The organism is Novosphingobium sp. NDB2Meth1 (assembly GCF_900117425.1).
Classification (GTDB): domain Bacteria; phylum Pseudomonadota; class Alphaproteobacteria; order Sphingomonadales; family Sphingomonadaceae; genus Novosphingobium.
Window position 1 is genome coordinate 283,296 of the sequence record NZ_FPEH01000016.1, and the last position, 14,770, is coordinate 298,065.

Annotated in this window: 8 protein-coding genes; 5 read left to right on the forward strand and 3 right to left on the reverse strand. The window is 65.2% G+C overall.

All coding sequences use genetic code 11. The features are described 5' to 3' along the window. Positions 1-6: 6 nt before the first annotated feature. From NDB2M1_RS13505 to rpoB, 3 genes are all read right to left on the reverse strand, one after another. Complete coding sequence (locus NDB2M1_RS13505; protein WP_253185879.1) at positions 7-1,821, reverse strand: methyl-accepting chemotaxis protein; 1,815 nt, start codon at positions 1,819-1,821, stop codon at positions 7-9. A 187-nt stretch (positions 1,822-2,008) separates the two neighbouring features. Beyond that, positions 2,009-6,289, reverse strand: coding sequence for a DNA-directed RNA polymerase subunit beta' (rpoC, locus tag NDB2M1_RS13510; RefSeq protein ID WP_072383050.1), 4,281 nt, complete (start codon positions 6,287-6,289; stop codon positions 2,009-2,011). Between the two features lie 250 nt (positions 6,290-6,539). Next, positions 6,540-10,718 (reverse strand): DNA-directed RNA polymerase subunit beta, encoded by a 4,179-nt coding sequence (gene rpoB, locus NDB2M1_RS13515; protein ID WP_072383052.1) that lies wholly within the window; start codon positions 10,716-10,718, stop codon positions 6,540-6,542. 610 nt (positions 10,719-11,328) lie between these two features. Between rpoB and rplJ the strand changes: the two genes are divergently transcribed. The 5 genes from rplJ to groES all read left to right on the forward strand — a co-directional run bounded on the left by rplJ (position 11,329) and on the right by groES (position 14,730). After that, complete coding sequence (gene rplJ, locus NDB2M1_RS13520) at positions 11,329-11,844, forward strand: 50S ribosomal protein L10 (RefSeq protein WP_072383055.1); 516 nt, start codon at positions 11,329-11,331, stop codon at positions 11,842-11,844. Positions 11,845-11,917: 73 nt separating this feature from the next. Beyond that, positions 11,918-12,295 carry a 50S ribosomal protein L7/L12 gene (gene rplL, locus NDB2M1_RS13525; RefSeq protein WP_072383057.1) on the forward strand — a complete coding sequence of 126 codons (378 nt, stop codon included), beginning with the start codon at positions 11,918-11,920 and terminating at the stop codon, positions 12,293-12,295. Positions 12,296-12,431: 136 nt separating this feature from the next. Continuing rightward, entirely contained in the window at positions 12,432-12,872 is a 441-nt protein-coding gene (locus NDB2M1_RS13530) for a hypothetical protein (RefSeq protein WP_072383059.1), read from the forward strand. 75 nt (positions 12,873-12,947) lie between these two features. Beyond that, positions 12,948-14,324, forward strand: a complete 1,377-nt coding sequence (locus NDB2M1_RS13535) for an MATE family efflux transporter (RefSeq protein WP_072383061.1) — start codon at positions 12,948-12,950, stop codon at positions 14,322-14,324. Positions 14,325-14,442: 118 nt separating this feature from the next. Then, positions 14,443-14,730 carry a co-chaperone GroES gene (groES, locus tag NDB2M1_RS13540; protein WP_072383063.1) on the forward strand — a complete coding sequence of 96 codons (288 nt, stop codon included), beginning with the start codon at positions 14,443-14,445 and terminating at the stop codon, positions 14,728-14,730. Positions 14,731-14,770: the final 40 nt, after the last annotated feature.

The following is a 14,770-nucleotide window of genomic DNA, read 5'->3' on the forward strand; positions in this document are numbered from 1 at the left end:
AGCGCGTCAGCTCGCCAGCGCGAGCGGCAGGGGCTCGGATGGGACATCGACCGCGGACTTGCGCCGCACCGTATCGGGCGCGGCAATCGCGGGGGGACGGTGCGCCACGTTGCGGGTGCGGAAGGTCTTGACCAGGTCGTTGAGACGCAAGGCTTCGGCAGCGAGGCTGCGCGTGGCGGCGGAGGACTCCTCGACCATCGCGGCGTTCTGCTGGGTCATGCGGTCCATCTCGCCCATCGCCGCATTGATCTGGGTGAGGTTGGCGGCCTGACGCGACGCAGAGCCGGCGATGCTCCCGGTGAGCGCACTGATCTCGCCGATCCGCCGCACGATCGCCTCGAGCCGGGTGCCGCTTTCGCGGACGAGTTCGACGCCGGTGGCGACCTGCTCGCCGCTCGTGGTGATGAGCGCCTTGATGCTCTGCGCGGCATCGGCGCTGCGCTGGGCGAGCGCGCGCACTTCGGTGGCGACGACGGCAAAGCCCTTGCCGGCCTCGCCCGCACGCGCCGCCTCGACCCCGGCGTTGAGCGCCAGCAGGTTGGTCTGGAAGGCGATTCCGTCGATGACGCTGATGATCTGGCCGATTTCCTGCGCGGAATGCTCGATCGCGGCCATCGCCTCGATCGCGCGGCGCACGACTTCGCCGCCTTCGCCCGCCTCACGGTCGGCCTGCGTGATCGTCGAGCTGACAGCCTGCGCGCCGGTGGCGGTTTCATGGACAATGCCGGTAACCGCATCCATCGCCCGCGCGGTTTCGGCGATGCGCGCGGCCTGGGCTTCGTTGCGCAGCGCAAGATCGTGGGCGGCGGCGCCGATCTCGGCAATGCTGCCCTGCACGCTGGCGGTGCCGATGCGGACAATGCGCAGCGCTTCGGCGAGCGACGACACCGCCGCATTGTAGTTTTCACGCAGCGTTTCGTAGGCAGGCGGGAAGGGTGTGGTGAGTTGGTGCTCGAGATCCTTGGCTGCGAGCCGGGCGAGTCCGGCGGAAAGCGCCTCGACCACCGCCGACTGCGCGACAGCGGCCTGCTGCCGCCATTCCTCGGCCTCGCGAAAGACCTGCATGGCGCGTGCTACCTGGCCGATCTCGTCGGTCCGCTCGGTGCCTTCGATGACTACGCCGGTATCGCCATCGGCCATGCGCTGCATGGTGGATGCGGTTTCGACGAGCGGAGAGACAACCAGCTTCTGGGCTGCACGCGCAGTCCATAGGATCAGTCCGAGCATTCCCAGCGCCAGCACCGCCAGCCCTGTCAGCGCCAAGGCGGTGAGCTGGGTGTTGCTGCGGGCAGTATCGGCGCTGTAGCTGCGGCTGAGCGCGACGATGCTGCGCACCTGCTCGCGCTGGACGCCGTAGATCGGCGCGATGTCCATCGTGAAGGCTGCGTTCATGGCCTCACGGTTGCCGCTGGTCACGGCGGGCAGGAACTTGCTGTCCATCACCTGCCAGAACTTGTCGGCTGCCGCGATGGTATCGTTCAGCGGCTGGCGGAGCTGCTCAGGGACCGGCGCGGTCTTCCAGTAGACCTTGCGCGCCTCGAACTCGGCGCGTTCGTCCTTGAGCTCGCTGAGATAGGGGCCGGCGCGGTCAGGATTGTGGACGATCAGCGATGCGTTGAGATAGGGCTCGACGACGAAAGCCGGGGGCGGGAGCACGTCGGCGAGGATCTCCGCCTGCAGGGCGCTGCCTTGAGTCATCGGGCCATCGGCGCGGATCGCGTAGACCACCGCCGAAGCGAGTGCGATCATCGCCATCAGCAGACCGATGAGAAGCCGCGCGCCGCCGCGCGCCTTGTCGCTGAGCATTACACCGCCGAGCATGCCGAAAGACTCCGAAACGGGACCTACCGGAAGGAGAAGTCCGCGTTCGGTTCCTAGCAGCCAAGCCCTTGCCAGCGGGCACCCGGCAGCCCTGACGGAACTACGTAGCGTGCTCGTGAGAAACCAAAAACCCCGCCGGCCGAGGCCGACGGGGTTTCAGGTGTCTCCGCAGAGTGAACTCAGCCGATCAGGCCTCGTCACCCTCGATCAGGTAATCACCGGCATCGGCGTCGAGACCATGGGTCTCGCCCTCGACCGCCGCGAGCGGATCGTCGCCGATCGCGGCTTCGGGGCCCTGTGCCAGCTCAGCGGCATGCTCTTCGGCCGCGGAGCTGGGCGCGATGAGCGATTCCTGGAGCTTGCGATAGGAGGCCCGCAGCGCTGCATCACGGCTGGTCGCCGCGACGCGCAGGCGGTTCATACCCGCGCCGGTACCGGCGGGGATGAGGCGGCCGACGATCACGTTCTCCTTGAGGCCGATCAGCGAGTCCTTCTTGCCCTCGACCGCCGCCTGCGTGAGCACGCGGGTGGTCTCCTGGAACGAGGCCGCCGAGATGAACGAACGCGTCTGCAGCGAGGCCTTGGTGATGCCGAGCAGCACCGGCTTGCCTTCGGCGGGGACCATGCCCGGCGCCAGCTTGGCGTTGTATTCGTTCATTTCCTCGAGGTCGATCTGCTCGCCGGGCAGCAGCGTGGTATCGCCGCCATTGGTGATCTCGACCTTCTGCAGCATCTGGCGAACGATCACCTCGATGTGCTTGTCGTTGATCTTCACGCCCTGCAAGCGATAGACTTCCTGGATTTCCGCGACGAGGTATTCGGCCAGAGCCTCGACCCCGAGCACTTCCAGAATGTCGTGCGGGTTGGGCGAGCCCGAGATCAGGTTGTCGCCCTTCTTGACCCAGTCACCTTCCTGGACGTCGATCACCTTCGACTTGGGGATCAGGTACTCGACCGGTTCGCCTTCCTCGGGGATGATCGCGATCTTGCGCTTGGCCTTGTAGTCGCGGACGAATTCGATGCGGCCCGAAATCTTCGCGATGATCGCGTTGTCCTTCGGGATGCGCGCTTCGAACAGTTCGGCGACGCGCGGCAGACCGCCGGTGATGTCGCGGGTCTTGGCGGCTTCGCGGCTGGCGCGCGCCAGCACGTCACCGGCCTGGACCGTCTGGCCATCCTCGACCGACAGCGTGGTGCCCGGCGCCATCAGATAGCGCGCGGTTTCACCCGAGTTCTCGTCGAGCAGGGTCAGGCGCGGACGCAGGTCTTCCTTCTTGCCGCGCCCGCCGGCCCGGTTCTCGGTCACGACGCGCTGGGCAATGCCGGTCGCATCGTCGACCAGTTCGGTCAGCGTGCGGCCGTCGATGAGGTCCTGATAGCGCACCACGCCCGGCTTGTCGGTGATCACCGGCAGCGTGAACGGGTCCCACTCGGCAAGGCGTTCGCCCTGCTTCACGGTGGCGCCGTTCTCGTGCAGCAGGTGCGTACCATAGGGGACGCGGTGCATCGCGCGCTCGCGACCTTCGGTGTCCATCACCACGATCTCGCCGTTGCGGGCAAGGCTGAGGCGGCGGCCACGCGAGTCCGTGATCGTCGGGATGTCGCGATACACGACCGTACCGTCGCACAGCGATTCGAGGTTCGACTGCTCGTTCACCTGCGCCGCACCGCCGATGTGGAACGTGCGCATGGTGAGCTGCGTGCCCGGCTCGCCGATCGACTGCGCCGCGATGACGCCGACCGCCTCACCGATGTTGACCGGCGTACCGCGCGCGAGATCACGCCCGTAGCAGGTGCCGCAGACGCCGACTTGCGCCGCGCAGACCAGCGGCGAGCGGATGCGCGCCGACTGGACGCCCGCCGCCTCGATGCGCGCCACGGCGGCTTCATCGAGCAGGGTGCCCTTGGGGTAGATCACGATGCCGGTCTTGGCTTCGATCAGGTCCTCGGCGAGGGTACGGCCGAGGATGCGCTCGCCGAGCGAGGCGATCGTCGAACCGCCCTGCACGATCGCGCGCATTTCGAGCGCGCGCTCGGTGCCGCAATCGTCGACGGTGACGACGCAGTCTTGCGACACGTCGACCAGACGGCGGGTGAGGTAACCCGAGTTCGCGGTCTTCAGCGCGGTGTCCGCGAGACCCTTGCGGGCGCCGTGGGTCGAGTTGAAGTATTCAAGGACGGTCAGACCTTCCTTGAAGTTCGAGATGATCGGGGTTTCGATGATCTCGCCCGACGGCTTGGCCATAAGGCCGCGCATGCCGGCAAGCTGCTTCATCTGCGTCGGCGAACCACGCGCGCCCGAGTGGCTCATCATGTAGATCGAGTTGACCGGCTTCTCGCGGCCATGCTCGTCCATCGGGGTGGCGCGGATCTCGTCCATCATGGCAGCCGCGACCTGATCGCCGCAGCGGCTCCAGGCGTCGATCACCTTGTTGTACTTTTCCTGCTGGGTGATCAGGCCGTCCTGGTACTGCTGCTCGTAGTCGGCGACCAGTTCCTTGGTCTCCGCCACCAGCGCGTCCTTGCTGTCGGGGATGATCATGTCGTCCTTGCCGAACGAGATGCCCGCCTTGAACGCGTTGCGGAAGCCCAGCGCCATGATCGCGTCGGCGAACAGCACCGTGTCCTTCTGGCCGGTGTGGCGATAGACCTGGTCGATGACGTCGGCGATTTCCTTCTTGGTGAGCAGGCGGTTGACCAGCTCGAAGGGCACCGTGTGGCTCTTGGGGAGGCACTCGCCGATGAGCATGCGGCCCGGCGTCGTTTCATAACGCTTGAGGTACTGCTTGCCGTTCTCGTCGGTCTGGGGCACGCGCGCGATGATCTTCGAGTGCATCGTCACGGCCCCGGCATAGAGCGCCTGATGCACTTCGGCCATGTCGGCCAGCATCATGCCCTCGCCCGGCTCGCCCTTGCGGTCCATCGAGAGGTAGTAGAGGCCCAGCACCATGTCCTGCGAGGGCACGATGATCGGCTTGCCGTTCGCGGGCGAGAGGATGTTGTTGGTCGACATCATCAGCACGCGCGCTTCGAGCTGGGCTTCCAGCGAAAGCGGCACGTGGACGGCCATCTGGTCCCCGTCGAAGTCGGCGTTGAACGCCGAGCAGACGAGCGGGTGCAGCTGGATCGCCTTGCCTTCGATCAGCACCGGCTCGAACGCCTGAATGCCGAGGCGGTGGAGCGTCGGCGCGCGGTTCAGCATCACCGGGTGCTCGCGGATCACCTCGTCGAGGATGTCCCAGACTTCCTTGCGCTCCTTCTCGACCCACTTCTTGGCCTGCTTGAGGGTCATCGAGAGACCCTTGGCATCGAGGCGGGCGTAGATGAACGGCTTGAACAGCTCGAGCGCCATCTTCTTGGGCAGGCCGCACTGGTGCAGCTTGAGTTCGGGACCGGTCACGATGACCGAACGGCCCGAATAGTCGACGCGCTTGCCAAGCAGGTTCTGGCGGAAGCGGCCCTGCTTGCCCTTGAGCATGTCGGACAGCGACTTCAGCGGACGCTTGTTGGCGCCGGTGATGATGCGGCCGCGGCGGCCGTTGTCGAACAGCGCGTCGACCGCTTCCTGCAGCATGCGCTTTTCGTTGCGCACGATGATGTCGGGCGCGCGCAGTTCGATCAGGCGCTTCAGGCGGTTGTTGCGGTTGATGACGCGACGGTAGAGGTCGTTGAGGTCCGAGGTCGCGAAGCGGCCACCATCGAGCGGCACCAGCGGGCGCAGTTCGGGCGGGATGACCGGGATCACGTCGAGGATCATCCATTCGGGGCGGTTGCCCGAATCGATGAACGATTCCACGACCTTGAGGCGCTTGATGATCTTCTTGGGCTTGAGCTCGCTCTTGGTGGTGGCGAGCTCCTCCATCAGGTCCTTGCGTTCCTGCTCGAGGTCGAGGTCCATCAGCATCTGCTTGACCGCCTCGGCACCGATCCCGGCCGAGAACGCGTCTTCACCGTACTCGTCCTGCGCGTCGAGCAGTTCGTCTTCGGTGAGGAGCTGGTAGCGCTCGAGCGGGGTGATGCCCGGCTCGATCACGACGTAGCTTTCGAAGTAGAGGATGCGCTCAAGCTGCTTGAGCTGCATGTCGAGCAGCAGGCCGATGCGGCTGGGCAGCGACTTCAGGAACCAGATGTGCGCGACCGGGGCGGCCAGTTCGATGTGGCCCATGCGCTCGCGGCGCACCTTGGTGACGGTGACTTCGACGCCGCACTTTTCGCAGACGACGCCCTTGTACTTCATGCGCTTGTACTTGCCGCAGAGGCACTCGTAGTCCTTCACCGGGCCGAAGATGCGCGCGCAGAACAGGCCGTCACGCTCGGGCTTGAACGTGCGGTAGTTGATCGTTTCCGGCTTCTTGATCTCGCCGAAGGACCAGCTGCGGATGCGCTCGGGGCTCGCCAGACCGATCTGGATCTGGTCGAAGGTCTCGGGCTTGGCGATCTGGTTGGTGAACTTGGTCAGGTCGTTCATGAGTTCTTCCCTCTAGGGGTGGGAATTAGTTGGACTGATCGCTGGCGGGAAATCTTCGACTGCCCCAGATCAGTTGGCCCATGCCTATCGATGCGAAGACAAGGCCATCTCCGAGATCACTGCTAAACATCAAGCCATGATCGTGGATGGCCATTGCAACCCTCAACATGCCCCATGCCGACAAGAAAACCATTGCCACCTTGGAGGCAGTCAGACGTCTTGACATCGGGCTTGTTGGGGTCGCCATTGCTTACTCCGCCGCCATCGGCATGCCGTCCTCGTCGTCGTTATCATCGAGCGAGGAGAGTTCGACGTTGAGGCCGAGGCTGCGCATTTCCTTGACGAGCACGTTGAAGCTTTCGGGAATGCCGGCCTCGAAGGTGTCGTCGCCCTTGACGATCGCTTCGTAGACCTTGGTGCGGCCGACCACGTCGTCGGACTTCACCGTGAGCATTTCCTGCAGCGTATAAGCCGCGCCATAGGCCTGCAGCGCCCAGACCTCCATTTCGCCGAAGCGCTGGCCGCCGAACTGCGCCTTGCCGCCCAGCGGCTGCTGGGTGACGAGGCTGTAGGGCCCGATCGAACGCGCGTGGATCTTGTCGTCGACAAGGTGGTGGAGCTTGAGCACGTACTTCATGCCAACCGTGACCTTGCGGTCGAACGCCTCACCGGTGCGGCCGTCGAACAGCGTGACCTGACCCGATTCATCGAGCCCGGCCAGACGCAGCATGTCGGTCACGTCCTTTTCCACCGCGCCGTCGAACACCGGCGAGCCCATCGGCACGCCTGCGCGGACCGACTGGGCGAAGTCGATGATCTGCTCGTCGGTGCGCGCCGCGATCTCGGCGGAGTAGTTGTCGCCGTAGATCTCGGTCAGCAGTTCGCGCACCGCTTCGGGCGGCGAGCCGGCTTCGGGGTTCGGGTTGGCCTCGCGCCACGCATCGAGCGCCGCACCGATCCGCTTGCCGAGGCCGCGCGCGGCCCAGCCGAGGTGGGTTTCGAAGATCTGCCCGACGTTCATGCGCGAAGGCACGCCCAGCGGGTTGAGCACGAAGTCGACCGGCGTGCCGTCCTCGAGGAACGGCATGTCTTCCTGCGGCAGGATGCGGCTGATGATGCCCTTGTTGCCGTGACGGCCGGCCATCTTGTCGCCCGGCTGCAGCTTGCGCTTCACCGCGACGAAGACCTTGACCATCTTGAGCACGCCGGGCGCCAGTTCATCACCGCGCTCGAGCTTTTCCTTGCGGTCCTCGAACTTCTCCTGGATCGCCTTCACCGCGGTGTCGTACTGCGCCTTGACTGCTTCCAGCTGCTGCTGGCGCGCATCGTCGGCAAGCGCGAACTTCCACCACTCGTGGCGCTCGACATCGGCGAGCACCTGCTCGGTGATTTCCTCGCCCTTCTTGACGCCCTTCGGAGCGGCAGCCGAGACCTGACCCAGCAGCATTTCGCGCAGGCGGTTGAAGGTGGCGCGGTTGAGGATCGCACGCTCGTCCTCGCGGTCCTTGGCCAGGCGTTCGATTTCCTCGTTCTGGATCGCGCGGGTACGGTCGTCGATCTCGATGCCGTGGCGGTTGAACACGCGGACGTCGACGATCGTGCCCGAAACGCCCGGGGGCAGACGCAGCGAGGTGTCGCGCACGTCGCTCGCCTTTTCGCCGAAGATCGCGCGGAGGAGCTTTTCTTCCGGCGTCATCGGGCTTTCGCCCTTCGGCGTGATCTTGCCGACGAGGATGTCACCCGGGTGCACTTCGGCGCCGATGTAGACGATGCCCGCCTCGTCGAGGTTGCGCAGGGCTTCCTCGCCGACGTTCGGGATGTCGCGGGTGATGTCTTCCGGCCCGAGCTTGGTATCGCGGGCCATGACTTCGAACTCCTCGATGTGGATCGAGGTGAAGACGTCTTCCTTGACGATGCGTTCGCTGATCAGGATCGAGTCTTCGTAGTTGTAGCCATTCCACGGCATGAACGCGACGAGCACGTTGCGGCCGAGCGCGAGCTCGCCGAACTCGGTCGAGGGACCGTCGGCAATGATCGTGCCCTTTTCGATCAGATCGCCCACCTTCACCAGCGGACGCTGGTTGATGCAGGTCGACTGGTTCGAACGCTCGAACTTCTGCAGGCGGTAGATATCGACGCCCGACTGGCCGGGTTCGATATCGCCCGAGGCGCGGATCACGATACGGGTCGCGTCGACCTGATCGACCACGCCCGAACGCAGCGCCGAGATCGCCGCGCCGGAATCGCGCGCCACGGTCTCTTCCATGCCGGTGCCCACGAACGGCGCGTCGGCCTTGACCAGCGGCACCGCCTGGCGCTGCATGTTCGAGCCCATCAGCGCGCGGTTGGCGTCGTCGTTTTCGAGGAACGGAATGAGCGAGGCGGCGACCGAGACGAGCTGCTTGGGCGAAACGTCCATCAGCGTGATCTGCTCGCGCGGGGCCATGACGAATTCACCGTTCTGCCGCGCCGAGACAAGCTCTTCGGCGAACGAACCGTCCGCGTTGAGCTCGGCCGAGGCCTGCGCCACGGTGTGCTTCTGCTCTTCCATCGCCGAGAGGTAGATCACCTCGCCGGTGACCTTGCCGTCGATGATCTTGCGGTACGGCGTTTCGATGAAGCCGTACTTGTTGACGCGCGCGAAGGTCGAGAGCGAGTTGATCAGACCGATGTTCGGGCCTTCCGGCGTTTCGATCGGGCAGATGCGGCCATAGTGCGTCGGGTGCACGTCGCGGACTTCGAAGCCGGCGCGCTCGCGGGTGAGGCCGCCCGGCCCGAGCGCCGAAACGCGGCGCTTGTGGGTGACTTCCGAGAGCGGGTTGGTCTGGTCCATGAACTGCGAGAGCTGCGAGGAACCGAAGAACTCGCGCACCGCGGCCACGGCGGGCTTCGCGTTGATCAGGTCGTTCGGCATCACGGTCGAGACATCGACCGAGCTCATGCGCTCCTTCACCGCGCGTTCCATGCGCAGCAGGCCGACGCGGTACTGGTTCTCGAGCAGTTCGCCCACCGAACGCACGCGGCGGTTGCCGAGGTTGTCGATGTCGTCAACCTCGCCCTTGCCGTCCTTGAGGTTCACCAGCTCCTTGACCACGGCGAGGATATCCTCGGTGCGCAGCGTGGTGATGGTGTCCGGGCAATCGAGGCCGAGGCGCATGTTGAGCTTGACGCGGCCCACCGCCGAAAGGTCGTAGCGGTCCGGATCGAAGAACAGGCCGTCGAACAGCGCTTCCGCGGTCTCGCGCGTCGGCGGTTCGCCGGGGCGCATGACGCGGTAGATGTCCGAGAGCGCCTGGTCGCGGTCCTCGGCCTTGTCGGCCTTCATCGTGTTGCGGATCCACGGACCGGTGTTCACGTGGTCGATGTCGAGCAGTTCGAGCACGTCGACGCCGGCGCGGTCGAGCACTTCGAGGTTCTCAGGCGAAACTTCGTCGCCCGCTTCGATCCAGATGCGGCCGGTGCTCTCGTCGATGAGGTCCTTGGCGGCATAGCGGCCGAAGATTTCCTCGGTCGGGATCAGCAGGTTGGCAAGGCCGTCCTTGGCCGCCTTGTTGGCAGCGCGAGGGGAAATCTTGGTGCCGGCGGGGAACACGACTTCGCCCGAAGCGGCATCGACGATGTCGAACGCCGGCTTCGCGCCGCGCCACTGGTCGAGTACGAAGGGCACCTTCCAGCCGCCCTCGGCGCGCGCCCAGCTCACCTTGTCGTAGAAGAAGTCGAGGATCTGCTCGCCGTTGAGGCCCAGCGCATAGAGCAGCGCCGTGACCGGCAGCTTGCGCTTGCGGTCGATACGGACGTTGACGATGTCCTTGGCGTCGAACTCGAAATCGAGCCACGAACCGCGGTAGGGAATGACGCGCGCGGCGAACAGATACTTGCCCGAGGAATGCGTCTTGCCGCGGTCATGGTCGAACAGGACGCCCGGCGAGCGGTGCATCTGGCTGACGATGACGCGCTCGGTCCCGTTGATGATGAAGGTGCCATTGTCGGTCATGAGCGGGATGTCGCCCATGTAGACGTCCTGCTCCTTGATATCGATGAGGCTCTTGGTCTCGGTCTCGCTGTCGACCTCGAAGGTCGCCAGCTTGAGCGTGACCTTCATCGGCGCGGCATACGTGATCCCGCGCTGGCGGCACTCGTTGACGTCGTACTTCGGCGCCTCGAGCACATAGCCGTCGCGCTCCTTGATATCGAGACTGGCGGTGCCGGCGAAATCCTGGATCGGGAAGACCGAGCGCAGCGTCTTTTCGAGGCCCGAGACGTAGCCGGTCGTCGGATCGGAGCGCAGGAACTGCTCGTAGCTTTCGCGCTGGACCTCGATCAGGTTCGGCATCTGCACCACTTCGTGGATGTCGCCGAAGATCTTGCGGATGCGCTTCTTCAGACCGGCGCGGGCCGGCTTGGCCGAAGGAGTTGCCTTGGTTGCCATGAAAGGATCAGCCTCTTGTCATTGCGTGCCGGGCAGGACACCCGGCGGAAACCACACGCGGCGTGTGGCGGCTGAACACGAAACGCCAAGCGCCACCCATGGATTCCAAGCGGATTCCCGGTGGCAACTGGCATCATCGCGTCAGACGAAACCCGAACCGCTTCCTTCCTGAGCCTTCCCCCGCGTATGGGACGGCCTTGCTCGAAGTGGCGGGTGAGACGCGGCAGATAGGTGCATAGGGGCGCTCTGTCAATCGAAACGGCCCCGCCTTGCGTCGGTTTCGCCGCCCTTGCTTGACTCTTCGCCCCACTTCCGCCAATGCGCCGCCCGACCCGCTGGGCTTGCCCGGCGGATCATCCGTCCGAGACAGCTGGTGCGGGCTTCCCGCTTAATTGCCAGCCTAGACGGGGAAAAGAGATTTCGGGTGCTTTACGCGCCCCACAGGCCTGATGGTCCGCTCCCGGAGTGGAACACCATGGCCCGACGCGCCAATCGGCGCGTTCTCCTTCCCCACTCTTACGGACTCGCCCGCGGTGCCGCTGGTGCCATGGACAAACGTAGCCGGTCGTCCGGGGTTCGCCTCGTTCGACCATTTGTGAAGGAGTATGGCATGGATCGTTCGCAGAAAGCCGAATCGGTCGCCTTCCTGACCGAGGTGTTCAACGAGGCAGGCGCGGTGGTTGTCACCCGCAACCTCGGCTTGACGGTGGCCCAGTCCACCGCCCTGCGCATCAAGGTCCGCGAGGCGGGCGCTTCGTTCAAGGTTGCGAAGAACAGTCTGGCCAAGATTGCCGCCAAGGGCACCGCGTACGAGGGCATGACTGACCTCTTCACCGGTCCCACCGGCATTGCCGCCTCGGCGGATCCGGTTGCGGCCGCCAAGGTCGTCGTCGAATTCGCCAAGACCAACGACAAGCTCGAAATCGTTGGCGGTGCAATGGGCAGCGTCGTTCTCAACGCCGATGGTATCAAGGCGCTCGCCACGATGCCCTCGCTCGACGAGATGCGCGCCAAGCTCATCGGCCTCATTCAGGCTCCGGCGACCAAGATCGCCCAGCTCTCGACCGCTCCGGCGGCCAAGCTGGCCCGCGTCTTCGCTGCCTATGCCGAGAAGGACGCCGCGTAAGCGCATTCAATCTTCGGACTGCTTTTCCAATCATTCGCCCGTTTTGGGCACATCATTTCAGGAGTGAAACATCATGGCTGATATCGCCAACCTCGTTGCCGAACTTTCGAAGCTCACCGTTCTCGAAGCCGCTGACCTCGCCAAGGCCCTCGAAGAAGCATGGGGCGTCAGCGCCGCTGCTGCCGTTGCCGTTGCTGCCCCCGCTGGCGGCGGCGAAGCTGCTGCTCCGGTCGAAGAGAAGACCGAATTCGACGTCATCCTGACCGGCGACGGCGGCAAGAAGATCCAGGTCATCAAGGAAGTCCGCGCGATCACCAACCTGGGCCTCACCGAAGCCAAGGCGCTGGTGGAAGCCGCTCCGAAGGCGATCAAGGAAGGTGTCAACAAGGCCGAAGCCGAAGACATCAAGGCCAAGATCGAAGCCGCTGGCGGCACCGTCGAGATCAAGTAATCTCGATTGCCATCAGGCAACGAAGGGGGCGGGCCGCAAGGTCCGCCCTTTTTCGTTCGGGTCGCAAGAGTTTAAGCTATTTTTGAACGTCTTGGCCGTATCACGCGCCGCGAGATCGGCTGAGAGGCGGACGTTCATGGCAAAGCGACAATCGGGCGGCGGATTTTCGCTGAGCTGGATCGGGATGCTGATCCCGGTCGGTTACTGCTTCGGCATGGTCTACTACTTCGACTCGGTCGACGCGCGGTATGACTTTCTGAGCCTGAGCCAGAACCGCGATTTCGTCTCGACCAAGTTCGGCCTGACCGTAGTCGGGCTGCTGTTCTGCGTGCCGTTGCTGTTCAAGCTGGTCCGCTTCATGGCCGGGCAGGCGAGCGCAGCCGCTCCGCGCAAGCCGGGCGCGTCGCGCTGGGATGACGAAGAGGCCGCATCCGATCCCGATTTCGATCCCGATGCGATGATTGCCCGCTACATGGCCAATCGCAGCCAGCAACCTGAGCCCGCCGAAGCCAAAACGGCGGAGCCGGAAGCACCGGCACAGCCGGCGAGACCGGCGTTCGGGCGGCGCAAGGTCTGACCGACGCCAGGGCCTGACGGGCAGGCCCGCAGGTCTGCCCTTCCCGTTTCGGCGTTCCCCGCCTATGGCGCGGGCATGTTCGAGAACCCACCCACCCGCTGGCGCGATGAATGGCGCGCGACGCTGCACCTCGCTGCGCCGCTGGTGGGCGCGAACCTGCTGCAGATGGCGGTTTGGGCGGTCGATGTGATCTTCGTCGCGCGGCTCGGCCCGGTGGCGCTCGCGGCCTCGGCGCTCTCGGTCTCGCTGTTCGGTCTCCTCATCTGGAGCCTGACCGGCCTGGTCGGCGCGGCCTCGCCGCTGATCGCTGCCGAAATCGGTGCACGCAAACATGCCGTGCGCGAAGTGCGCCGCACCGTGCGCATGGCCGGTTGGGCAGGTGTCATCGCCGGTGCAGGAGCGATGGGCATCTGCATCCTGGGCGGCCCGATCATGCGCCTCACCGGGCAGAGCGAAGATGTCATCGCGCTCGCCGTGCCGTTCCTCGGCGTGCTGATGTGGGCGATGATCCCTGCCGTGCTTTCGGCGCTCTTGCGCACCGTCGTCTCGACCCTCGGCCGCCCGATGATCGGCACCGTGATCAACGGACTGGCGGTGGGCGTCAACGCGCTGGGCAACTACACGTTCGTGTTCGGCCACTTCGGCATGCCTGCGCTTGGCCTCACCGGCTCGGCCATCTCGAGCATCGTCACCGGGCTGTTCATGCTCGCGGCCTATATCGTGGTGATCCGCAGCGACCGGCGACTGCGGCGCTATCGTTTCGGCGGGCGCTGGTGGCGGCCCGACTGGGTGCGCTTTGTCGACGTGCTGCGCATCGGCATCCCCATCACCGCGACGATCATTGCCGAAGCAGGCATGTTCAACGGTGCGGCGTTCCTGATGGGCCGCATCGGCGAAGTGGAGCTTGCCGCGCACACCGTCGCGCTGCAGTTCGCCGCGTTCACGTTCCAGGTGCCATTCGGCATCGCGCAGGCGGCGACGATCCGCGTCGGCCTTGCCTATGGCGCGCGCGACAGAACCGCGATCACCCGTGCGGGGCAGGTCGCGCTTGTCCTCGGCATCGGTTTCATGGCGGCGATGGCGACGCTGATGCTGGTGTTCCCCAACCTGATCCTTGCCGCCTACATCGACCCGGCAGCCCCCGCCAACGCCCGGCTTGTCCAGCTGGCGACGCAGTACATGGTGGTCGCTGCGGCGTTCCAGATATTCGACGGCGCGCAGGCTGTCGGTGCAGCGCTGCTACGGGGCCTGCAGGACACGCGCGTGCCGATGGGTATCGCCCTGTTCGGCTACTGGATCCCGGGCATCGGCACCGCGCTGTGGCTGGGCCTGATGACGCCGCTGCAGGGCCTGGGTGTGTGGATCGGGCTCGCAGTCGGACTCGTCGTGGTCGCCGCGCTGCTCCTCTTGCGCTGGTACCGCCGTGCCCGGCTGGGACTCCTCCCCTCCTAAAGAATCTTGCGTGGGGAGGTTGACGCCCCTTCGCCCCCCACCCATATCCGCGGCGCTGGCACTCTCTACCCGAGAGTGCCAAGTGCCATTTCAGTATCATGGAACAAGGGAGATACCCATGACCTTCCGTCCGCTGCACGACCGCGTGCTCGTGCGCCGTGTCGAAGCCGAGGAAAAGACCGCCGGCGGCATCATCATCCCCGACAGCGCCAAGGAAAAGCCCGCCGAGGGCGAGATCGTGGCGATCGGTTCGGGCGCCCGTTCGGAGAACGGCACCGTCACCCCGCTCGACGTCAAGGTCGGTGACCGCGTCCTGTTCGGCAAGTGGTCGGGCACCGAAGTCAAGGTCGGCGGCGAAGACCTGCTGATCATGAAGGAAGCCGACATCCTCGGCGTGATCGGCTGATTTCAGCCAGCCTTCTTCCCCACCTTCTTCTTATTCAAAG